The organism is Microbacterium sp., assembly GCF_041641055.1.
In the GTDB taxonomy this organism is placed as follows: Bacteria; Actinomycetota; Actinomycetes; order Actinomycetales; family Microbacteriaceae; genus Microbacterium.
Genome location: NZ_JBEPZB010000020.1, coordinates 16,595 through 38,164 on the forward strand (window position 1 = coordinate 16,595; position 21,570 = coordinate 38,164).

28 protein-coding genes are annotated in these 21,570 nt (G+C 69.7%); all 28 read left to right on the top strand.

The window, feature by feature from the left end; all coding sequences use genetic code 11:
- Positions 1-138 precede the first annotated feature (138 nt).
- The 28 genes from ACESK8_RS12735 to ACESK8_RS12870 all read left to right on the top strand — a co-directional run bounded on the left by ACESK8_RS12735 (position 139) and on the right by ACESK8_RS12870 (position 21,557).
- Complete coding sequence (locus tag ACESK8_RS12735; protein WP_372968940.1) at positions 139-477, top strand: hypothetical protein; 339 nt, start codon at positions 139-141, stop codon at positions 475-477.
- Positions 478-584: 107 nt separating this feature from the next.
- The gene (locus ACESK8_RS12740) at positions 585-1,454 is read left to right on the top strand and encodes a sigma-70 family RNA polymerase sigma factor (RefSeq protein WP_372968941.1); all 870 of its coding nucleotides are present in this window, start codon (positions 585-587) and stop codon (positions 1,452-1,454) included.
- 116 nt (positions 1,455-1,570) lie between these two features.
- On the top strand, positions 1,571-2,395 hold the full coding sequence (locus ACESK8_RS12745) for a flagellin (RefSeq protein WP_372968942.1): 825 nt from the start codon (positions 1,571-1,573) through the stop codon (positions 2,393-2,395).
- A gap of 100 nt (positions 2,396-2,495) precedes the next feature.
- Complete coding sequence (gene fliD / locus ACESK8_RS12750; protein WP_372968943.1) at positions 2,496-3,857, top strand: flagellar filament capping protein FliD; 1,362 nt, start codon at positions 2,496-2,498, stop codon at positions 3,855-3,857.
- 37 nt (positions 3,858-3,894) lie between these two features.
- Positions 3,895-4,305 (top strand): flagellar export chaperone FliS, encoded by a 411-nt coding sequence (fliS, locus tag ACESK8_RS12755; protein WP_372968944.1) that lies wholly within the window; start codon positions 3,895-3,897, stop codon positions 4,303-4,305.
- Positions 4,306-4,312: 7 nt separating this feature from the next.
- On the top strand, positions 4,313-4,591 hold the full coding sequence (locus ACESK8_RS12760; RefSeq protein WP_372968945.1) for a hypothetical protein: 279 nt from the start codon (positions 4,313-4,315) through the stop codon (positions 4,589-4,591).
- Positions 4,592-4,699: 108 nt separating this feature from the next.
- On the top strand, positions 4,700-5,047 hold the full coding sequence (locus ACESK8_RS12765; protein WP_372968946.1) for a flagellar basal body rod protein FlgB: 348 nt from the start codon (positions 4,700-4,702) through the stop codon (positions 5,045-5,047).
- Complete coding sequence (flgC, locus tag ACESK8_RS12770; RefSeq protein ID WP_060926059.1) at positions 5,044-5,436, top strand: flagellar basal body rod protein FlgC; 393 nt, start codon at positions 5,044-5,046, stop codon at positions 5,434-5,436. The genes ACESK8_RS12765 and flgC overlap by 4 nt, the downstream gene beginning before the upstream one ends.
- Entirely contained in the window at positions 5,436-5,756 is a 321-nt protein-coding gene (gene fliE, locus ACESK8_RS12775) for a flagellar hook-basal body complex protein FliE (RefSeq protein ID WP_372968947.1), read from the top strand. Before flgC ends, fliE begins: the two co-directional genes overlap by 1 nt.
- Before the next feature lie 2 nt (positions 5,757-5,758).
- Entirely contained in the window at positions 5,759-7,399 is a 1,641-nt protein-coding gene (gene fliF / locus ACESK8_RS12780) for a flagellar basal-body MS-ring/collar protein FliF (protein WP_372968948.1), read from the top strand.
- The gene (gene fliG / locus ACESK8_RS12785; protein ID WP_372968949.1) at positions 7,396-8,475 is read left to right on the top strand and encodes a flagellar motor switch protein FliG; all 1,080 of its coding nucleotides are present in this window, start codon (positions 7,396-7,398) and stop codon (positions 8,473-8,475) included. Before fliF ends, fliG begins: the two co-directional genes overlap by 4 nt.
- 134 nt (positions 8,476-8,609) lie before the next feature.
- Entirely contained in the window at positions 8,610-9,269 is a 660-nt protein-coding gene (locus ACESK8_RS12790; protein ID WP_372968950.1) for a FliH/SctL family protein, read from the top strand.
- On the top strand, positions 9,266-10,603 hold the full coding sequence (locus ACESK8_RS12795) for a FliI/YscN family ATPase (protein WP_372968951.1): 1,338 nt from the start codon (positions 9,266-9,268) through the stop codon (positions 10,601-10,603). The genes ACESK8_RS12790 and ACESK8_RS12795 overlap by 4 nt, the downstream gene beginning before the upstream one ends.
- On the top strand, positions 10,600-11,025 hold the full coding sequence (locus ACESK8_RS12800; protein ID WP_060926054.1) for a flagellar FliJ family protein: 426 nt from the start codon (positions 10,600-10,602) through the stop codon (positions 11,023-11,025). Before ACESK8_RS12795 ends, ACESK8_RS12800 begins: the two co-directional genes overlap by 4 nt.
- The gene (locus tag ACESK8_RS12805) at positions 11,022-11,375 is read left to right on the top strand and encodes a hypothetical protein (protein ID WP_372968952.1); all 354 of its coding nucleotides are present in this window, start codon (positions 11,022-11,024) and stop codon (positions 11,373-11,375) included. The genes ACESK8_RS12800 and ACESK8_RS12805 overlap by 4 nt, the downstream gene beginning before the upstream one ends.
- Positions 11,372-12,730, top strand: a complete 1,359-nt coding sequence (locus tag ACESK8_RS12810) for a hypothetical protein (RefSeq protein ID WP_372968953.1) — start codon at positions 11,372-11,374, stop codon at positions 12,728-12,730. Before ACESK8_RS12805 ends, ACESK8_RS12810 begins: the two co-directional genes overlap by 4 nt.
- 12 nt (positions 12,731-12,742) lie before the next feature.
- On the top strand, positions 12,743-13,189 hold the full coding sequence (locus tag ACESK8_RS12815) for a flagellar hook capping FlgD N-terminal domain-containing protein (RefSeq protein WP_372968954.1): 447 nt from the start codon (positions 12,743-12,745) through the stop codon (positions 13,187-13,189).
- A 31-nt stretch (positions 13,190-13,220) separates the two neighbouring features.
- Positions 13,221-14,387: a flagellar hook protein FlgE gene (locus ACESK8_RS12820; protein WP_372968955.1), complete on the top strand. Its 1,167-nt coding sequence runs from the start codon at positions 13,221-13,223 to the stop codon at positions 14,385-14,387.
- 207 nt (positions 14,388-14,594) lie between these two features.
- Positions 14,595-14,810: a flagellar FlbD family protein gene (locus ACESK8_RS12825; RefSeq protein ID WP_372968956.1), complete on the top strand. Its 216-nt coding sequence runs from the start codon at positions 14,595-14,597 to the stop codon at positions 14,808-14,810.
- A gap of 2 nt (positions 14,811-14,812) precedes the next feature.
- Complete coding sequence (locus tag ACESK8_RS12830; RefSeq protein ID WP_372968957.1) at positions 14,813-15,610, top strand: motility protein A; 798 nt, start codon at positions 14,813-14,815, stop codon at positions 15,608-15,610.
- The gene (locus tag ACESK8_RS12835; RefSeq protein WP_372968958.1) at positions 15,607-16,416 is read left to right on the top strand and encodes a flagellar motor protein MotB; all 810 of its coding nucleotides are present in this window, start codon (positions 15,607-15,609) and stop codon (positions 16,414-16,416) included. Before ACESK8_RS12830 ends, ACESK8_RS12835 begins: the two co-directional genes overlap by 4 nt.
- Before the next feature lie 6 nt (positions 16,417-16,422).
- Complete coding sequence (locus ACESK8_RS12840) at positions 16,423-17,343, top strand: flagellar motor switch protein FliM (protein ID WP_372968959.1); 921 nt, start codon at positions 16,423-16,425, stop codon at positions 17,341-17,343.
- Positions 17,343-17,999: a FliM/FliN family flagellar motor switch protein gene (locus tag ACESK8_RS12845; protein ID WP_372968960.1), complete on the top strand. Its 657-nt coding sequence runs from the start codon at positions 17,343-17,345 to the stop codon at positions 17,997-17,999. The genes ACESK8_RS12840 and ACESK8_RS12845 overlap by 1 nt, the downstream gene beginning before the upstream one ends.
- A gap of 2 nt (positions 18,000-18,001) precedes the next feature.
- Complete coding sequence (locus tag ACESK8_RS12850) at positions 18,002-18,439, top strand: flagellar biosynthetic protein FliO (protein ID WP_060928150.1); 438 nt, start codon at positions 18,002-18,004, stop codon at positions 18,437-18,439.
- Between the two features lie 130 nt (positions 18,440-18,569).
- Positions 18,570-19,421: a flagellar type III secretion system pore protein FliP gene (fliP, locus tag ACESK8_RS12855; protein WP_372968961.1), complete on the top strand. Its 852-nt coding sequence runs from the start codon at positions 18,570-18,572 to the stop codon at positions 19,419-19,421.
- Positions 19,421-19,696: a flagellar biosynthesis protein FliQ gene (gene fliQ, locus ACESK8_RS12860; protein WP_060928149.1), complete on the top strand. Its 276-nt coding sequence runs from the start codon at positions 19,421-19,423 to the stop codon at positions 19,694-19,696. The genes fliP and fliQ overlap by 1 nt, the downstream gene beginning before the upstream one ends.
- Complete coding sequence (locus ACESK8_RS12865; RefSeq protein ID WP_060928148.1) at positions 19,696-20,457, top strand: flagellar biosynthetic protein FliR; 762 nt, start codon at positions 19,696-19,698, stop codon at positions 20,455-20,457. The genes fliQ and ACESK8_RS12865 overlap by 1 nt, the downstream gene beginning before the upstream one ends.
- A complete protein-coding gene (locus ACESK8_RS12870; RefSeq protein WP_372968962.1) occupies positions 20,454-21,557 on the top strand; it encodes a flagellar biosynthesis protein FlhB in 1,104 nt (367 codons plus the stop codon). The genes ACESK8_RS12865 and ACESK8_RS12870 overlap by 4 nt, the downstream gene beginning before the upstream one ends.
- Positions 21,558-21,570: the final 13 nt, after the last annotated feature.

Sequence of the window (21,570 nt, forward strand, 5' to 3'; positions counted from 1 at the left end):
CGGTCCGATAAGGGCTTTCCATCTGCGGGATCCGCGAGGATAATCCGCGCGGGTCGCGCGAGACGGGTGCCTGCCTCGCGCTTCCCGGATGTGTCAAGACCCCAGATCGACCGGCGGTGGCGGTCGTAGCGTGCGGGCATGAAACACGTGACGTATGGCGAGAAGTCCCTGTTCATGGGCGACGATGCCGCCGACGTGCTCCTCGAGTACGCCAGGGTCGTCGCCGACACCGGGAAGGCGGACACGGTCACCCTGCGCTCGATCAGTCCGGACGGCAACACAGTGGAGGCGTCGTTCCTGTTGAACGTGAGCACGGTCCTGATGACCGAGTCCACGCACTCCGACGTCGAGCCGCCGGACAACTCGGCGAGTGTGGAGGACATCCGAGAGCGGATCGCGGCGATCGAGCGGCCGGCGGCGATGCCCGCGGAGGAGGCCTGGGATCGACCGGACTACGATGCCACCGCCACGCTCTGAGTCGTACGGGCGTTAGGCCCCGAATTCATATGGCCGTTTTTTACTCATAAACGCGAACTTCGTGCTACCTTCACTCGTAAAACAGTTGATCTAGCTTCGGAGTCGCATTGCTGAGTAATACTGCGGTTTCTGCTGATTCCGGACGGGCTGCCACCCCAGCGCCCACGCCTGATCAGCTGGCTCGCGAGAACATGCCGCTGGCCACGTTCCTCGCCGTCGAGAAGGCCCGTTCGGCCACCCACCTCGACCTCGACGATCTGCTCTCCGCCGCCCGCCTCGGTCTTGCGCGCGCCGCTCTCTCGTACGACGCGTCCCGGGGCATCCCGTTCGGCGCTTTCGCGAGCAGTCAGATCAACTGGGCGATGCTCTCGGAGATGCGCAGGGCGGACCCTGCGGGTGAGCGCGGCCGCGACAAGATCGAGCGCGTGCGTGTGGCCGCCGAGACGCTGCTCGCGAGGACAGGTCGCCCGGCGACCACAGCGGAGCTCGCGCGGGAGTCCGGACTCTCGGTCGACGCGGTCGGCGAGATGCTGCAGCTCGACGAGATGGTGCGCACGGCGATCAGCTTCGAAGAGCACTTCGACGTGGAGACGGGGCGTCAGGCCGCCGATCTCACCGACAGCGTGATCCTCCCGGAGCATGCCGTCGAGCAGTCCGAGACGCGGGCGATGGTGAACCGGATCGTCGACGCCCTGCCGGCCGCGATGCAGCAGGTGGTGCGCGGCATCTACCTCGAAGACCGCACGGTCAAGGACATCGCCGAAGAGCTCGCCGTCAGTCACGCCTATGTCTCGAAGCTGCGCTCGCGAGGACTCGCCCTGATGCGCGAGGCGATGGAGGCCTGGGAGGACGGCACGACCGGTGACCGGTCGACCAAGGCGAAGGCGGAGTTCTTCCAGACGCTGTTCGGTCCGCTGCCCGTCGAACTCGGCACCCGCGTCGGTGACCGCACCCGCGGCCTTCTCGCCGCCGTGTGAGCACAGCGCAGATTCTTCCGGATCGGTGGTTACGCCGCTGACGCTTGTCGCGAATGTCGGTTGTGCAGGCCCACGGATGGGCCCGCATCCAGCCCCATAACCACGGAGGAATTCTCATGGGTCTTCAGATCGCAACCAACGTCGGTGCACTCAACGCGTACCGCAACCTGTCCGTCAACCAGAACGACGTCTCGAAGTCGCTCGAGAAGCTCTCGAGCGGTCTGCGCATCAACCGCGCAGCCGATGACGCCGCCGGTCTGGCCATCTCCGAGGGTCTGCGTTCGCAGGTCAACGGCCTGAACGTCGCAGCCCGCAACGCGCAGGACGGCATCTCGGTCATCCAGACCGCGGAAGGTGCTCTCACCGAGGTGCACTCGATCCTGCAGCGCGTCCGCGACCTCGCCGTGCAGGCGGGTTCCGACTCGAACAACGCCGAGTCGCGTGACGCCATCAAGACCGAGATCAACTCGCTCGGCGAGGAGCTCACCCGCGTCGCCGCCAGCACGAACTTCAACGGGATCAAGCTGCTCGACAGCGCGAACACTCTGACGTTCCAGGTCGGCGCAGGCTCCGAGGCCGCCGAGGACCAGATCGCGGTCACGCTGACCAACTTCTCGGGTCTCGGTGCCACGATCGGTGCGCTCACGGTCGACACCGCCGCGAACGCGCTCACCACGATCGCGGCCGTCGACGCGCAGATCACCAACGTCTCGACGGCTCGCGCCGGCCTCGGTGCCGTGCAGAACCGCTTCGAGTCGACGATCAACTCGCTGCAGGTCTCGGCCGAGAACCTCGCCGCAGCGAAGAGCCGCATCGCGGACACCGACATGGCCGCCGAGATGGTCAAGTACACCGCCTCGAACATCCTGCAGCAGGCCGGCACCGCCATGCTCGCGCAGGCGAACCAGTCGGGCCAGGGCGTCCTGCAGCTGCTCCGTTGAGCCGCTGCGCCTGAGGCGCACAGGGCGCCCGGGCGGACTCACCTCCGCTCGGGCGCCTTCCTGTAGGACCCCTTGACCGCATCGCACGGAAGACGACCGGATGAAACTCGACGGACTCGTATCAGGGCTCAAGACCGAAGAGCTCATCAAGGCGCTGATGGACGTCTCGGCGATCCCCAAGACGCTGATCACGAACAAGATCGCGGACCGCAACTCGGTCATCACCAACCTGCAGTCGCTGAACAAGACCCTGCAGGAGCTCGTCGACAAGGCGAAGACCGCAGCGGCGCCGACGTCCCTGGCATCCTTCACGGCGACCTCGTCGTCCGAGACGGTCACCGTCACGGCCGGGGCGAAGGCGAGCGCGTTCTCGACAGCCATCGTCGTTGACGCCGTCGCGACCTCGCACTCCGTCGTCACCGCCGCTGCGGGAGCGACCGCCTGGGGCGGCACCTTCACCCTTGTCGGCTCGGACGGCGAGTCGGTCGAGGTGACGCCCGTCGGCACCGGCCCGCAGGACCTCGCGAAGGCGATCAACGCGTCGAAGGCCGGCGTGAGCGCCACCGTGGTCCCCGCAGGGACGGATGCCGACGGCAAGCCGCTCTCGCGCCTCCAGCTCACCTCCGCCGCCACCGGAGAGGTCGGCGCCTTCTCCGCGTACCGGGGCACCGCCGCACAGGTCGCCGGTGGCACGGCCCCAGACCTCGTCGCCGAACCGGGAGCCGCCGTGCTCACGCAGGGCGCGGACGCCCGCATCCGCCTCTTCGCCGGCACCGCCGCCGAGCAGACCCTGAACAGTGCGAGCAACACGATCTCCGTCGGCGAGGGCATCGAGGTCACCGTGACCAAGGTCAGCGCCGATCCCGTGACGGTGTCGGTGGCGCGCGATGCGAAGAAGCAGAGCGCGACGGCCGAGGCGTTCGTCAAGGAGATCGCAGCCCTCCTCGCCCGCATCGACAACGGCTCGAAGGCGACGGTCGGCGAGGTCGGGGAGACCACGACGCTCGGCGTCTTCACGGGAGACAGCACGGTGCGCAACCTCCGCGGCGCGCTCGCGAACGCCGTGCAGCATCCGGTCGACGGCGTCTCGCCGTCGAGCATCGGGATCACCGTCAGCGACAAGGGCGTGCTCTCGTTCGACGCCGACAAGTTCGCCGCGGCGCTGGCCGAGGACCCGGAGGGGACCCAGGAGCTGTTCTCCTCGGTCTCCGCCCGCGTGCAGACGGTCACCACGCAGTACTCGGACAAGTACGACGGCCTGCTCACCCAGCGCATCACCGGCCAGGAGGATGAGGTCAAGACCCTCAAGACCCAGGTCGAGCGCTGGGACGTGCGGCTCGAGCAGCGCCGGGCCACCCTCGAGCGCACGTATGCGCAGCTCGAGGTGCAGCTGTCGAAGCTGCAGTCGCAGTCGTCCTGGCTCACCAGCCAGCTCGCGGGTCTGACGCCCTCTGACTCCTGATCACCCTTCCTGACACCGCACCTCATCGGAGCACCCCATGGCACTCACCTCCCTCGATCGGGCCAAGCAGCAGTACCTCGAGCAGCAGGTCGCGTCGGCCACGCCCGAGCGTCTGCTCACCCTGCTGTACGACCGCCTGCTCGTCGACATCGACCGAGCGGCCTCCGCGCAGGATGCCGAGGACTGGCCGGCCGCCGGCACCCACCTCACGCACGCGCAGTGGATCGTCTCGGAGCTGCACGGCTCGCTCACCGATGTGTGGGACGGCGCGGCCGAGCTGCGCGGTGTCTACACCTATCTCACCGGCCGACTCATCACGGCGAACATCTCCCGTGACCGGGCGGCGACCGCCGAGTGCCGCGACCTCGTCGCTCCGCTGCGCGATGCGTGGCACGAGGCCGCTGCGATCACGACTGCCGCGGCGCCGCAGATCTCGGCGCTGGGGTGAGGCGTCCGTGAGTGACAACCTGACCTCCTGGCTCGCCGTCCTCGACCAGTTCGAACGCGCACTGGATGCCGCAGACGACACGCTCGACGCCGAGGGGTTCGAGCCGCCGGCAGGTCCCATCCCGGCCGAGCTGCGCGCCCGCGCCGAAGCCGTGCTCGCCAGGCAGCAGCTCATGATCGGCGGGCTCACCGCCTCTCGGGCGCATGTGGCGCGGGAGATCGCCGCGCTGCGCCGGGTGCCGACGGGTCGCGCCGACGTCCCCGCGTATCTCGACATAGAGGGGTGACGATCGCGGTTACGGCCGCCCCCGAGTGTCGCGATAGTCGGCACAGAGCACGGATCGCTCGACGATTGGCCAAGGATCGGCCTCTCCACCACCATCCGGAGTGCCCCCGTGCTCGAATCCGTCACCTCCTCCGCGCTGATCAGCGCGCTCGACGGGCTGGCTCTGCGCCAGCGCTCGATCGCCGAGAACATCGCCAACGTCAACACCCCCGGCTACCACGCCCAGCGCGTGCAGTTCGAGGATGAGCTGCGCTCCGCCGTCGAGGCGGGCTCCGGCACCGTCACGCCGACCGTCGAGAGGTCGCTGGAGCCGACCCGCCTGAACGGCAACAACGTGAACCTCGACACCGAAACGCTGTCGAACATCGACACCGTGCTGCGGTTCCAGTTCGCCAGCCAGGCCATCGGCGGCCAGGCGGCCTCGATCACCAAGGCGATCGGGCAGGCGTCCGCATGACCTTCGACGCCATCGGCATCGCCGGCACGGGTCTGACCGCCCACCGCAAGTGGCTGGATGCCCTCAGCGACAACATCGCCAACGTCAACACCGCGACCCCCGCCGGACAGGACGCCTTCCGCGAGAAGTTCGTCACCGTGCAGGCCGGCACGGACAGCCCCGGCGTGTACGTCGCCGGCGTCGTCGAATCCGAGGCCGAGGCGAAGCTCGTCTACGACCCGGAGCACCCCTACGCGAACGAGGACGGCTACGTGCAGTACCCGAACGTCGAGCTCGGCGACCAGATGAGCATGCTCATCCTCGCGCAGCGCGGATACGAGGCCAATGCCGCGGTCGTCGACCGCGCGAAGACGACCTATGAGGCCGCCCTGCAGATCGGTCGCGGCTGATGAGCGGCGGGATCGAGGCGGTCTCCGCCGCAGGCGTCACCCCGCTGTCGCCACTCAGCTTCGAGACGGGACCGGATGCGGCGGGCGCGCCCGCCTCGGCCGGCACCTTCGCCACCTCGCTCACCGGCGCGGTCGAGAGCCTGCAGCAGCTGCAGTCGACCTCGAACGAGCTCGCGGTGCAGGCCGTGACGGGAGATCTGCAGGACATCCATCAGGCGATGATCGCCTCCACGCGCGCCTCGGTGACTCTCGACCTGGTGGTCGCCGTCCGTGACCGCAGCGTCTCGGCCTTCAACGAGATCATGAGGATGCAGGCCTGACGATGCCGAAGATGCTGACCACGTACTACGGCCGCGCCAAGCAGGTCGTCTCGGGATTCACGCTCGCCCAGCGCACGATCGCCATCATCGGCGTCGCGCTGCTGGTGATGGGCGCCATCGCGCTGGGCTCCTGGCTGACCAAGCCGCAGATGAGTCCTCTCTTCACCGGGCTGAGCGCGGGCGACGCCTCGGCGGTCGTCGAGCAGCTGAAGTCGGCGGGCGTCTCGTACGAGCTCACCGAGGGTGGCGCGACCATCCTCGTCCCCGACGACCAGGTCTACCCGCAGCGCCTCGCGGCGGCATCCGCCGGTCTGCCCGGCGACACCAGCGAGGGGTACACGCTCCTCGACAAGATGGGGGTGACCGCGAGCGAGTTCCAGCAGTCGGTGACCTACAAGCGTGCGATCGAGGGCGAGCTCGCCGGCACCATCGGCGCGATGGAGGGCATCTCCACGGCATCCGTGCAGCTGGCGATCCCCGAGGAGAGCGTGTTCGTCTCGGAGCAGCAGAGCCCGACGGCATCCGTGTTCGTCAAGACGCGCAACGGCTCCACCCTGAGCGACGAGAAGATCGAGGCCATCGTGCATCTCACGAGCGCCTCGGTGCCGGGGATGACCCCGGAAGACGTCGCCGTCACCGATCAGGACGGCCGGGTGCTCTCCGCCGTCGGGACGGGCCTCACCGGGAACTCCTCGAAGCAGGCGACCGAGCACGAGGCCAAGGTGGCCGCATCCGTGAGCGCCATGCTCGACACGATCGTCGGGCCCGGCAACGCCACCGTCACCGTGTCGGCCGACGTCGCCAACTCGACCTCGGAGCGGATGGAGGAGACGTACTCGGCGCCGGAGGGTGAGCTGAGCGCGTCGGAGCAGACCAAGACCGAGACCTACACCGGCGGTGAGGGCGGGGGGACCGGCGTGCTGGGCCCGGACAACATCGCCGTCCCGAACAACGGCTCGGGCAACGGCGCGTACGAGTTCGAGGAGACCTCGCGCGACAACGCCGTCAACAAGTCGACCGAGAAGACGATCACCCCCGCGGGGGAGGTGACCAGGCAGACCGTCAGCATCGCGCTGAATCGGGGCACGGTCACCGGTGTGAGCGCCGCGCAGATCGAGTCGCTGGTCGCCTCAGCCGCCGGCATCGACGTCGAACGCGGCGACGAGATCGCCGTCGAGTTCGTCGAGTTCACCGAGAGCGGAGCCACCGCGGCGCAGACGGCGCTGCAGGCGGCAGAGGCAGAGCGTGACGCGCAGTTCCAGCAGGAGCTGCTGCGTTCGGCCATCATCGGCGGATCGATCCTGCTCGCCGTCATCATCCTGGTCGTGTACCTCGTCGTGCGTCGCCGGATGAAGCGCCGTGTGATGTACACCGAGGACGGCCCGATCGAGTACTTCGCCACGGTGACGGAGAGCGAGGAGGAGAAGCTCCGCTCACTGCGCGGGCTCAAGGACGCCGAGGCCATCATCGCGCCCGCTCCGACGAAGCTGCTGCCCTCGGCGTCGGTCGACCTCGACGACGAGCCGGAGCCGGACAAGGTGCTCGTCGAGCGCCGCCGCCGGGAGATCGACGACCTGGCGCGCCGTGAACCCGATGCCATCGCCAGCGCGCTGGCCGACCTGATGGACGAGGCGACGGTATGAGCCTGCTGACGGATGTGCTGGACGCCCAGGCCGATACGGTCGAGGTCTCCACGGAGACGGTGCCCGCTGCGCCGCCCGTGGAGATGAGCGGCCTGCGCAAGGCCGCCATCGTCCTGATGAACATGGATCGAGCGGCCAGCGCCGAGGTCCTCCGCCATCTCGGCGAGGAGCGCTCCGAGCTGCTGGCTGCCGAGCTCACCCAGCTCGGCGGTGTGGATGTCGCCTCGACAGCCCGGGCCCTCGCCGAGTTCCGTCGGATCGCGACCGGCGGGTCCGTGCCGTCTCGAGGCGGTCAGGAGCTCGCCACCGGTCTGCTGGAGACGGCGTTCGGCCGCGAGAAGGCCGTCGGCATGGTGGGGCGGGTGATGTCGCAGGGCACCGTCTCGTTCGACTTCCTCAACGCTGCCGACCCCGCCCAGCTCGCCACGATCCTCGAGGGGGAGCTGCCCACGACCGTCGCCGTCGTGCTCGCGAACCTGCGGGCCGATCGCGCGGCTGCAGTCCTCGCAGCGCTCCAGGATCCACTGCGCACCGACGTCGCCCAGGCGATCGCCACGATGGGCACCGCGACCCAGGAGGCGATCTCGATCGTCGCCGACTCGCTGCGCTCCCGCACGGGCGTCTTCGCGATGCGCGACAACCACGAATCCATCGGGGGAGTGCAGCCGCTGGTCGAGATCATCAACCGGTCGGACACCGCCCTGGAGAAGTCGCTTCTCGCGAGTCTGGAGGGGCGCGATCTCGCGCTGGCCGAGGACATCCGCAGCCGGATGGTCACCTTCGCCGACATCGCCCGACTCGAGGACCGCGATGCGCAGCGCGTGCTGCGCGGCATCGACCTGCGCATGCTGGCGCTGGCGCTGAAGGGCGCCGACGAGCAGATCATCGACAAGGTCAAGGGCAACATGACCGAGCGCAACCAGGAGAATCTCGCCGAGGAGACCAAGGTGCTGGGTCCGGTGCGCATGCGCCAGGTCGACGAGGCCCGCGCGGAGATCGTGCGCATCATCCGCGAGCTCGAAGCCGCCGAGGAGATCACGATCTCCCGCGAGGACGAGGACGAACTCGTCGAGTGACGGGTGCCGAGGTGTCTGATTCGGCCGCGCGGGTTACGGCCCCACCCGACCGTCGCGATAGTCGGGGACGAGCACGGACAGCTCGCCCATCGGGCCACGGACAGGCCTCGTCTCCTACCACCGAGGTGTCCGTCGTGTTCGAATCCGCCTTCACCCCCCTCGTGGTGCCGCGCGTGGGCGAGACGCCGATCGACGTGCGCAGCGAAGCCGACCGGGCTCGCACGCGGGGGTACGCGGACGGGTTCGCAGAGGGCCGACGGGTCGCCCTCGACGAGGGCAGGATGCAGCAGACGGCGCAGGAGCTGCGCGCGCAGGAGCTGCACGAGGCCTTCCTGCATGAGCGCGGTTCGGCGCTGCGCGCGCTGGCGGCCGTCCAGACCGCACTCGAGCAGCGGATCGACGCGCTCAGCGCGCTCGGCGCCGATCGGATCGAGCAGCTCGCCGTGGAGCTCGCCGAGTCGATCCTGGGGGCCGAGCTCTCGGACCCCGCTCGTTCGGCTGCTCATGCGCTGCGGCGCGCACTCGCGCAGATGCCCGCCGACCGATGGACGAAGGTCGCGTTCAGTGTGCGCGACGCGGAGGTCCTCGGGGGCGACCTCGGTGCGGTCGAGCAGCTGCACGGAGTCGAGTTCACGGCGTCGGACGACGTCGACCGGGGTGGCGCGATCATCGAGATCGAGGCCGGGGCCGTCGACACGCGCATCGCGCACGCGATGGCCCGCGCATCCGCCGCGTTGCGGGGCGAGGACCACGGCGGCGCCGCGGACGAACAGGTCGCCGAGGTGCTCGGATGACGGCCGCGACGGCGGCGACGGCGTCGTGGCGGCGGGCCCTCGATGCCGCACGACCTGAGCGCACCGGCACGGTCAAGGCGGTTCGCGGACTCGGAATCGAAGTGCTCGGCCTCGACGCGGCAGTCGGCGATCGGGTGCGCATCGATGCGGCTCGGGGCCGGACGGTCGACGCGGAGATCGTCGCGGTCGACGGCGCGTCGGCGCGATGCATGCCGCTGGGTCGCCTCGACGGGATCACCGCCCGAGCGCGTGTACGCCACGGGGGAGCACCGCTGCAGGTGCCGATCGGCCCTGCGCTCCTGGGTCGGGTGCTGGACGGGCTCGGCCGTCCGATCGACGGCAAGGGGCCCCTCGGCGCGAACACGGCCTTCGTCTCCCTCGACCACGATGCGCCGAGCATCATGGACCGCCGCCGCATCGACGAGCAGCTCGGCGTCGGCGTCCGGGTGCTCGACACGATGACGCCCGTGGGCACGGGCCAACGTCTCGGCCTGTTCGCCGGCTCCGGCGTCGGCAAGTCCTCGCTCATGTCGATGATCGCCCGCGGATCGGCGGCTGACGTGACTGTGATCGCCCTCGTGGGTGAGCGCGGTCGAGAGGTGCGGGAGTTCCTCGAGGACGACCTCGGTCCCGAGGGTCTGGCGCGTTCCGTGGTGGTCGTCGCCACTTCCGATCAGCCGGCGATGGCGCGCCTGCGTTCCGCGTTCGTTGCGACGCGGATCGCCGAGGGTTTCAGAGACGACGGACGCGACGTCGTCCTGATGATGGATTCGCTGACCCGCGTCGCCATGGCGCAGCGCGAGATCGGCCTGAGCGCCGGCGAGCCGCCGGCGACCCGTGGCTACCCGCCGTCGACGTTCTCGGTCCTCGCTCGACTGCTCGAGCGGGCAGGCACCGGAACCACCGGGTCGATCACCGGCCTCTACACAGTGCTGGTCGACGGCGACGACCACAACGAGCCGATCGCCGACGCTGCGCGTGGCATCCTCGACGGCCACGTCGTGCTCGACCGTGCGCTGGCGATCCGCGGTCACTTCCCGGCCGTCGACGTCCTCGGCTCCGTGTCCCGCGTCGTGTCGAAGATCACCACGCCGGAGCAGCGCCGGCACGCGGTGACGCTGCGCAGCGTCCTGGCGGCTCGGCGCAGTGCGAACGACCTGATCGACATCGGCGCCTATCGCCAGGGAGCAAACCCGCTGGTCGACGCCGCGCTCGCGCATGACGAGAGCATCTCCCGATTCCTCACTCAGCGGATGGACGATCTCACGGCATCCGACGACTCCTGGCAGCAGCTCGCCGCCCTCATCACCGACTTCGGAGGACTCACCCCATGACCTTCCCCTTGGCTGGCCTGCTGCGCGTGCGCGGCGCCCAGGAACGCGTCGCCGCCGAGCAGCTGTCGCGAGCGAGTGCAGAGCGCGTCGACGCCGAGACGGCGACGCAGCACGCCGTCAGCAGCCTCGCCGACATCAGCGCGCAGGTCGACGACCCGAGCACGCTCATGGCGATGGCGGCCGCGAGGGCTGCCGGCCGCAGCACGCTCAGCGATCTGCAGGCGCTCGTGGAGATGAGACGCAGAAGTGAGTCGGAGGCGAAGTCGGCGCACGTCGACGCTCGTCGCGAGCTCAAGGGGCTGGAGCGGCTGGAGTCGACGCACCGCGCGGAGGCGGCGAAGTCGGAGCTGGCGGCGGAGCAGAGCGCCCTCGACGAGATCGCCGTGGTGCGCAGCTCCCGTCGTGAAGGGAGTGCGGCATGAGCGGCCTCGATGCGGTGATCGCGCGCGTCGATGCGATCGAGAGCCAGATCGTGTCCCTCGACCCTGCGGCCCGCGCGGCCGACGCAGCGGCCGTCGAGGCGACGCCGGAGACGGCGCAGGCGAACGCGACGACGTTCGCCGAGGTGCTCGACGCGGCGAAGTCGGGGTCCGGCGTCGAGACCACGGACCCTTCCGCGGTATCCGGCGCCGTCGGAGAGACGGGCACAGGTGGGACGGATGCCGAGCTGCTCTCCGCGTTGCAGACGCTCTTCTCCGCCGGGTCGGCGGGCTCGAGCGCTGTCGGCGGATCGGCGTCGTCGATGCAGAAGCTCATCGAGATGATCGGATGAGCGCGGTGAGCCTGGTGGGTGCGATGCTCGGCGCTGCGGCCGACGGTGAGACGGGCAGCCGTCCGTCCGCGGACACCGGATCCTCGTTCGGCGATGCGCTGCTCGTCGCAGGCCGGCAGCTGGATGCGTCGGAGGGGCCGGACCGACCAGACGGCGACGCCGATTCCGCTGCGGACGGTGAGCAGTCGGGCGTGACCCCGACGTCCCCGGAGTCCATTGCGGATGCCGGAGCCACGAGCACGGCACTGCTGCAGCTCGCCGCGCAGGTCGCGGCCGCGATTCCGGCGCCGGGTGCGGCCACGCCGGACGCCGACGCGGATGACGACGGTGCCAGGCCGGTCCCGTCGCCGGGCGGGACGGCCCTGGCCGGGTCGGTGTCGAGCAGCGGTGCTGCCGCGCAGTCGTTCCCCTCCGCAGCCGAGTCCGCCGTATCGATCAGCACGCCGAGCACCGCGTCGCCGACCGCTCAGGCAGCGGAAGCGGGCGCGGGCGCGGCAGCGGTCACCCGGCCCGGCCGGGCATCGGAGTCGCCGACGCCGGGCGCACCCTCCGCACCGTCCGCGTCGACGCCAGCTCCGGGAGTCACGGCGGACGCGGTGGCAGTTCCCGCCGGCTCCGCTCCGACGCCGGGGCGAGCGTCGACGGAGGGCAGCGCGCAGGCAGCTCCGACGCCTCCGCCCGTGCTCGCTGCGGTCGCTTCCGCACCGACCGCAGCAGGGGCTTCCGACGACGGTGCGACCTCGCGCGAGGCGGGGGAGCGGGTCCTGCAGACCACCGGCGCGACCGCATCGGGCCCCGTCGTGGCGACGGCCTCCGCGCCGCCCGTGGCTCCTGCGGTCGCCGCAGACGCGACCGCTCCCGTCGCTCGGGCCGTCGCGGCGCAGGTGGCCCCCGTCGTCGTGAGCATCGCACAGCGGCCGAGCGGCACCCATCAGCTCACGATGACCGTGAACCCCGACAGCCTCGGGCCGGTCACCATCCGAGCGCACATCAGTGCGGCCGGTGAGGTGCGGGTCGAGCTGAGCGGTGCGACGGATGCGGGCCGTGATGCCCTGCGCACGATCCTCGTCGACCTGCGCCGAGACCTGGCCGCGGTGATGCCGCACGCCACGCTCAGCGTCGGGGGCGCGACCGACGCCTCGGGCGACCGCGGTGGCCAGTCCGGAGCGGGCTCTGCGGCGGCCGACCAGGGCGGCACCCGGGAGGGTGGCGCTCGCGACGGCGGCGCGCGCGAGGGCGGCGACCGTGGCCGATCCGGGCTGCGCACCGACGGCGATCGCGATCCGAGCGCCCCCCGCATCATCCAGACCACACCCCACGCCGGTCTCGGCGCGGGGCTCGACACCTTCGCCTGAGAGGACGATCACATGACCGTCGACGCCGTGAGCGCACCCAGCTCGATCTACACCGGAAGCACCAGCGACCCGGCCGCCCGCAAGCAGGTGCTCGACGGCGAGGTGTTCCTCAAGCTCCTCGTCACGCAGCTGACCCACCAGGATCCCTCGAGCCCGATGGACACCAACGAGATGATCTCCCAGACGACCCAGCTCGCGATGATGGAGCAGCTGACGACCCTCGCCGACAACGGCGCCGAGGCCTTCGCCCTCAATATGCGCCAGGCGGCGAGCGCCCTCATCGGCCAGGAGGCGAGCTACAAGGACGCCGAGGGCAAGACGGTGTCCGGCGTCGTCACGAAGGTGTCGTTCGACGGGCCGATCCCGCAGGTGACGATCGGCCAGAAGACCATCGCGCTGGATGCCATCACCGGCCTCGCCTCCCCGACCACCCCCGCGGTTCCCCAGACCGCAGCCTGACCCCCGTTCCACCCAGGAAGAGAGAATCCCCATGCTTCGCTCGCTCTACTCCGGCATCTCCGGACTCCGCTCGCACCAGACCATGCTCGATGTCACGGGCAACAACATCGCCAACGTCAACACGGCCGGCTTCAAGGGCTCGTCCGTGCTGTTCCAGGATTCGCTGTCGCAGCTGATCGGCAACCCGGGCATCCCCGACGATGAGGTCGGCGGTCGCAACCCCGCGCAGGTCGGTCTCGGTGTGCAGGTCGCCGGCGTGCGCACCAACTTCGCACAGGGCTCGGCCCAGGCGACCGGCCGCGGCGGGGATCTGATGATCTCCGGCGACGGCTTCTTCGCGGTCCGCTCCGGCGGGGAGACCCTGTACACCCGCGCGGGAGGGTTCTCGTTCGACCCCACCGGCAAGATGGTCACCGCCGACGGCGCGGTCGTCCAGGGCTGGTCGGCGCAGAACGGCGTGGTCAACACCGGGCAGGCGACGGGCAACATCGTGCTGCCGCTGGACGCGGTCTCGCCGGCGAAGGCGACCACGACGGCGACCGTCACCGGGAACCTGCCGTCGACCGCGGCGGCCGGAGACGAGCTGGTCCGCGATGTGACCGTGTACGACGCGCAGGGCACCCCCTCGACGCTCAGCCTCACGTTCACGAAGACCGCGACCGGGTGGAACGTCACGGAGCCGGTCAGCGGCGCGACCGGCGCTCTCGCGTTCACCGACGGCAAGCAGGCCGGCGCTGGGCTCACCCTCACGGCCGGCACGGTCAGCGTCGATCTCGGCTCCGTCACCGGCTACGCCAACATGTCGACCGTGGCCGTGTCGGAACAGAACGGCTCGGCGGCCGGGTCGCTGAAGTCGTACAGCATCACGGGCGACGGGTCGATCGTCGGCACGTTCAGCAACGGCGCGACCCAGACGCTCGGCAAGATCGCGATGGCGACCTTCGCCAACCCCGAAGGTCTCGAGAAGGCGGGGGGCACGGCCTACCGCGTGTCGGTGAACTCCGGTGCCGCTCGTATGGGAGAGCCGGGCCAGGCCGGATTCGGCAACCTCGTCTCCGGTGCTCTGGAGATGAGCAACGTCGACCTCTCGCAGGAGTTCACCAACCTGATCGTCGCGCAGCGCGGCTTCCAGGCGAACGCCCGCATCATCACGACCAGCGACGAGGTGCTGCAGGAGCTGACGCAGCTGAAGCGCTGACGTCTCCGCCGAGACCTGAAGTCGCTCCCATTCCGGTGGACGCGCGCGAGTTCGCGCGTCCACCGGCGGGGCGGCGAGCGAATGCGCTACCAAGGTTTAGCGATCGTAAACACGATTAAGGCGTCGGTCGCTCATGGTTACCAGGGACGGGCGCCGTCGCGATAGTCGGGGCAGACTTCCCCCTCTCGTCCGACCCGGAGAACCCCGATGATCATCGTGACCCGCCTCGACCGCACCCGGTTCGCGGTGAACCCGGATCTGATCGAACGGATCCACGCGTCGCCGGACACCACCCTGCACATGGTCGACGGGCACGTCTATGTCATCGAGGAGTCGCTCGACGGCGTCATCGACCTCGTCGTCGCGTACCGGGCCCGTGTCCTCGACGCAGCGCACACGCTCACGACGCAGACGGGGGCCTGAGCGTGGATCCCGCATTCGTCATCGGCGTCGTCCTCGCATTCGGCGCCCTCGTCGCGATGATCACGATGGAGGGTGCGAGCTTCGAGGCGCTGCTCATCCCCGCGCCGATGATCCTCGTGCTCGGCTCGACGATCGGCGTGGGGATCGCGAGCCACACCCTGCGTGACACGATTCTGGCCGTGAAGAGTCTCGGACGCATGGTCCGCGGCCCCAAGAGCACCCCCGAGGCGGTGATCCCGTTCCTCGTCGGCTATGCGGAGAAGGCGCGCGGCGAGGGGCTCCTGGCGCTCGAGCAGGAGCTCGACGACGCACCGGACCCGTTCACCAGGAAGGCGCTGCAGGCCCTCGCCGACGGCACCGATGCCGAGGACCTGCGGACGGTGATGGACGACGAGATCGTCGCCACCTCGTCGCGCAACCGCGTGGCCTCCAAGTTCTTCGGATCACTCGGCGGCTACGCGCCCACGATCGGCATCGTCGGCACGGTCGTGTCGCTGACGCACGTGCTGGAGAAGCTGGACGAACCGGATCACCTCGGCCCCATGATCGCCGCGGCCTTCGTCGCGACGCTCTGGGGTCTCCTCTCCGCCAACTTCATCTGGAACCCGATCGCCGGTCGACTCGGCCGCATCGCGGCCGTCGAGATGGAGCGCATGACGCTCGTCTCCGAGGGCATGCTCGCGATCCAGGCGGGCAGCGCGCCGCACCTGCTGCAGGAGCGACTCGAAGCCATGTCCAGCGCGGCACCCAAGGCCAAGAAGCAGAAGAAGGATGCAGAGCCGGCGGAGGGCGCACGGTGAGCACCGCCCGTCGAGCGCGAGGTCGTGGTCACGAGGACGACTCGCACGACGAGCCGGACGAGCGCTGGGCCGTCTCCTATGCCGACATGGTCACCGTGCTGATGTGCCTGTTCATCGTCCTGTTCGCCGTCTCCAACGTCGACAAGACGAAGTTCGAGATGCTGGCCAACAGCCTCGCCACCGGATTCGGGCAGGAGAGCACCGAGGGCGGCGCCGACACGGCGGAGGGCATGATCGTGCCCCCGGAGCTGCAGGACGACGACGGCGTCGTCGACCTGGCCGCTCGTGCGCAGGCCGAGTACGAGTCGCTGGAGGAGCTGCGGGATCGGATGAGCTCCGCTCTCGCCACCCAGGGACTGCAGAACACGGTCGAGTTCGTGATCGACGATCGCGGGCTTCAGGTCGGGCTCGTCGGTGCCGAGACGTTCTTCGCCGACAACAGCACCGATCTCTCGCGCAAGGCGGATGCGGTGCTCGACGCGATCGGCGACGTGCTGGTCACGGTCGACAACCAGGTGAGCGTCGAGGGGCATGCCGATCATCGCCAGTCCGCCGCCCCCTTCCCGACGAACTGGGAGCTGTCGGGCGGTCGCGCCACCCAGGTCGCCCGCTTCCTCGTCGAACATGAGGGCGTCGGCGGTCCACGGGTGAAGGCCACGGCCTTCTCCGACACCCGACCGATCGTGCGCGGCGACAGCCCTCAGGCTCTCGCCAGCAACAGGCGCGTCGACATCGTCGTCGAGTCCACCGAAGAAGAGCAGGTGCGTGCGCTCATCCCCGCACTCGCCGCCGCAGCGAAGAACTGAGTGCACGTGACCACCATCGTCGAGGAGAACACCATGACCGCAGCCGCCGTGCTCGAGGACTCTGCGGTTCGGCATGCCGAGTACGACTTCAGCCGCCCGGCCCAGCTCGGGCGGGAGAGCACCAGGCACCTGGAGGCCGCGTTCGAGTCGTTCGCACGTCTGTGGTCGTCTCAGCTCACCGCGAAGGTCAGGGTGCGCGCGCACCTGACCCTCGAGAGCGTCGACCTCGTCTCGTACGAGGAGTACTCCGCGACCCTGCCGGGCACCACGGCGATGGTGGCGGGATCGTTCGCCGACCGGGAGGAGCCGTGCGTCGTGCAGTTCGGGCTCGACAGCGCGCTGCTCTGGGTCGTGCAGATGATGGGCGGGCGCAGCACGTCGCTGCCCGCGGCGCGCACGTTCACGCCGATCGAGCTCGCCCTCGTGCGCAACCTCATGGAGGGCACCTTCGAGCACCTGCACGCGAGCCTCGACGCGCTGCTGCCCGGAGCTCCGCGATTCAGCGCGGTGCACTACAACCCCCAGTACATGCAGGTGATCGCGGCGACGACCGCGGTGATCGTCGCCCGGTACACGATGCGGCTGGGGGACTCCGAGACCTTCGCGACCGTCATGCTGCCCGCCTCGACGGTGGTCGATCGACTCGCCGCGACCGGATCGGACGCGGGCGCGGCCCACACCGCGGAACAGACCCTGGAACAGGTGCGGTCGACACCGCTGGAGCTCACCCTGCGACTCGCGCCGCTCACGATCGGCACCGGCGAGATCCTCGATCTGGCCCCGGGGGACCTGCTGCGTCTGCCGCATCCGGAGACCAGACCGTACGAGCTCGTGGCCGGCCGGACCCAGATCGGCCTCGCCACCCCGGGCAGCAGGGGCTCGCGCCTCACCTGCAAGATCACGACCACCCCTGAGGAGACCCACTGATGAGCACCTTCCACGAGACCGCGATCGCCGCGGCGATCGCCGGCAAGCTGCCGTTCGGCTACCCCGTCATCCCGGCCCCTTCCACCGACCCCGGCGCCGCGGGGGAGGCGGTGGTGGTCACCTTCACCGGGAGCCCGGGAGCGCGGATCGCGATCCAGGTCGCCGACCCGTCGCAGCTGGAGGACGGCTCGCCGACGGCGGACCTGGCCGACCGACTGCATCCGATCTTCGAGGCGGCGGTCGCCGTCCTCGGCACGGGTGCCCTGAGCGCGGGCGAGCTCGCACCCGCGACAGAGGCGTTCACGGCAGCGGGCACCCAGGTCTTCGACATGGTGGACGCCGACGGCCGCGTCGTCGCCAGGGCCGCCGTGCGCATCGACGGCGCGCGCAGCAGCGCCGCCCCCGGACCCCAGCGGCTGAGTCGGATCGCGGGCGTCGAGATGGAGCTCGTGGTCGAGATCGGCCGCACCCGGATGCCGGTGCGCGATGTGCTCTCCCTCGAACCCGGTCGCGTGGTCGAGCTCGACCGCGCCGCCGGCAGCCCCGCGGACATCAAGCTCAACGGTCGCCTGATCGGACACGGCACCGTCGTCGTGGCCGAGGGCGACTTCGCGATCCGCGTCGAGCGGATCCTCGACGGCGCAGAGAACGTCTGACGATGGACGACCTCCTCGTCGCCCTCCGCGCGATCGTCGCCCTGGCGGCCGTGCTCGGGCTGCTGTACTTCCTCAGCCGGCGGCTGCAGAAGTCGCAGGCGAAGGGATCCAGTCCACTGGCGGGTCTCCTGCCGAAGCGGTGGACGCGACTGGGCGAGCTCGTCCCCTCGCGCCCTGCACCGGGGCCCAGAGCGCCCAGAACGCGGCCGGAGAAGATCACGGTGGTCGCCCGCTCGGGCATCGGCGGCAAGGCCCAGCTGGTCGTGGCCGAGTTCGGAGGCATCCGCTATGTGCTCGGCGTGACCGAGAGCGGTATCAGTGTCGTCGACACGCAGGAGGCGCCTGTCGTGGAGGAGGAGCTGCCGGCGGACGAGTCTCCGGCGGTGAGCCCGCAGCCTCCGGACGACATCGTCGATCGCGCGCTGCGCTCGGTCGCCTGACCGCGCCCGACGCGATCAGACCGCCGGCGGTTACGCGAGGGCCGCCCCGTCGCGATAGTCGTCTGCGAGCACGGATCGCTCACCCCCCTGGCTACGGATCGGCCACGTCACCCATCCTCGGAGTGCCGCCGTGCCCGTATCCGCCGCCGCTGCGTCGCCCCTGCGCGTGACGCACCCGCGTCGGCGTGCCTGGCTCCTCCTCGCTGCCGCTCTGGGAGCCGCAGCCGTGCTGGTGGTGGTCGACGCCCACGGCGCGCACGCCGCAGCGGCCCATACCGCGCTGCCGGCGATCCTCCCCGCCGAGACCGGCGACGGCGAGGGCGTGACGATCAACGGCATCAACGGCGCCCCGTCCGACAGCATCATGACGCTGCTGGGCATCACGATCCTCAGCGTCGCCCCGGCTCTGCTGCTGATGATGTCGAGCTTCACCAAGATCTTCGTCGTGCTCGCGCTGACCCGCAACGCGCTCTCGCTGCCCTCGATCCCGCCGAATCAGGTGCTCGCGGGGCTCAGCCTGTTCCTGACCCTGTTCATCATGTGGCCGGTCCTGACCGACATCAACGCCATCGCGGTCGCCCCCTTCACCGACGGTCAGATCGACTTCGGCCGGGCCTTCGAGCTCGCCCAGGAGCCGCTGCGCGAGTGGATGCTCTCCTACACCCGCGAAGAGGACATCGCCCTCATGCATCGGGCGGCGCAGATGGAGAACCCGGCAGATGCCGCCGACATCCCGCTGCAGACGCTGGTGCCGGCCTTCATGATCAGCGAGCTCCGCGCAGCCTTCCTGATCGGATTCATCATCTTCGTGCCGTTCCTCGTGATCGACCTGGTGGTCGCCAGCGCGCTGATGTCGATGGGAATGATGATGCTCCCGCCGGTGATGATCTCGCTGCCGTTCAAGATCCTCCTGTTCCTGCTCATCGACGGGTGGGGCATGGTCATCACCGCGCTCGTCCAGTCCTATAACGGCGGCGGCTGATGAATCCTGAAGCAGTCATCGACATCGGCCAGGCGGCGCTGATCCTGGGCGCGAAGCTCTGTGCGCCGCTGCTGATCACGGCCCTCGTCGTCGGATTCGCCATCTCGCTCCTGCAGTCGATCACCCAGGTGCAGGAGATGACGATCTCGTTCGTCCCGAAGCTGGTGGCCGTGGGCATCGCGCTGCTCGTCAGCGGGCACTGGATGATCGCCGAGATGATCGCGTTCTCGAACGAGATGTTCGCCCGCATCCCGTCGCTGCTGAACGGCGGCTGATGCACATCCCGATCGACTTCACCTGGCTCGAGGCCACGGCGCTGGCCTGCGTGCGGATCACGGCGTTCCTCGTGATCGCTCCGCCGTTCAGCCACGGCACGATACCGATGCGCATCAGGGCGATGCTCGGGGCGGGGCTCGCCCTGGCCGTCTCCCCGGTGGTGACGGACGGCTATGAGCGTCTGGACACGGGGGCGTTCATGCTCGCCCTCGCCGGCCAGGCGCTGACCGGCGCGCTGCTCGGCTTCCTCGTGATGGTGCTGTTCAGTGCGATCCAGGGCGCGGGGCATCTCGTCGACACGTTCGGCGGCTTCCAGATGGCTCAGGCGTTCGATCCGGGCATGGCGATCAACGGCGCGCAGTTCACCCGCCTCTTCCAGATGACCGCGATCCTGCTGCTGTTCGCCTCCGACGGCTACCAGTTGGTGCTGGGTGGACTGTTCCGCTCCTTCGATGCCGTTCCGGTGACCGGCATGATCGACCTCGGCAAGCCGGCCGAGGCCCTGGTGGGCGCTGCGGGCCAGATGATGCTCAGCGCCGTCCAGATCGCGGGTCCCCTGCTGATCGTCCTCTTCCTCGCCGACGTGGGGCTCGGACTGGTCAGCCGCGTCGCTCCGGCACTGAACGCCTTCGCGATGGGCTTCCCGATCAAGATCGGTCTGACGCTGCTGTTGGTCGGATTCGTCTACGCCGCGCTCCCGAGCGTGGTCGCCGTCATCGCCGAGGACGCGGCCAGGCTGCTCCTGGGGGTGACCCGATGAGCGAGACCGACAGCGGAGAACGCACCGAGAAGGCGACGGAGCGTCGCCTGAAGGAAGCGCGGAAGAAGGGCCAGATCGGCCGCAGCCAGGACTTCACCGCCTGGGTGTGCATCGCCGCCGCCGCGGTGATGATGGTGCCGACCATCTCCGCGGGCACCCAGGTGCTCACCGAGCTGTTCCTCGCGGTGACGCCGGTGGCGAAGAATCCCACCGACTCCGCCGCCCTCGACGTCCTCGGCTCGGCGATCGGCTCGCTCGGCGGCATCATGCTGCCGATGCTGCTCGTGGTCCTGCTCGCCACCACCGCCACGGCGGTCGCGCAGGGCGGCATCCACCTGCGGGGTGTCACGATGCGCACCGAGCAGTTCAACATCGTCACAGGGCTCAAGCGGGTGTTCGGCCAGCAGGCGCTGTGGGAGGGTGCGAAGGCCCTGCTCAAGACCGTCGCCATCGGTCTGGCGCTGTGGATCGTCGTCTCGGGTCTCGTGCCCGTGCTGATGGCCAGCGGCAACCACAACATCACCTGGCTGCTCGAGCAGGCGGCAGGGGGAGCGGTGGCCCTTCTGCAGGTGGCGGTGGCGGTCGGCATCCTGCTCGCGGCGATCGACGTCGCGGTCGTCATGCGCCGCAACCGCAAGTACACGCACATGACCAAGAACGAGGCCAAGGACGAGCACAAGAAGAGCGAGGGCGACCCGCTGGTCAGATCCCAGCGTCGCTCGCGCCAGCTCGCCATGAGTCGCAACCGCATGATCGCCGCAGTCGGAGACAGCGACGTCGTGCTGGTGAACCCCACGCACGTCGCCGTCGCCCTGCGCTACGAACCGGGCAAGTCGGCGCCCCGCGTGGTGGCGAAAGGTGCGGGCATCGTGGCGCAGAAGATCCGCGAGAAGGCCGAGGAGGCCGGGGTGCCGATGGTCAGGGACATCCCGCTCGCGCGGGCGCTGCACTCCGCCTGCGACATCGGGCGGGAGATCCCGGAGGAGCTGTACACCGCCGTCGCCCAGGTGCTGGCATTCATCGAGCATCTGAAGCGCCGCGGCTCGGCACGCGGAACCCACACGATGCCCTTCGAGAGCACCAGGGACCGCGGGCTGTGAGCCCGGCGGGTCC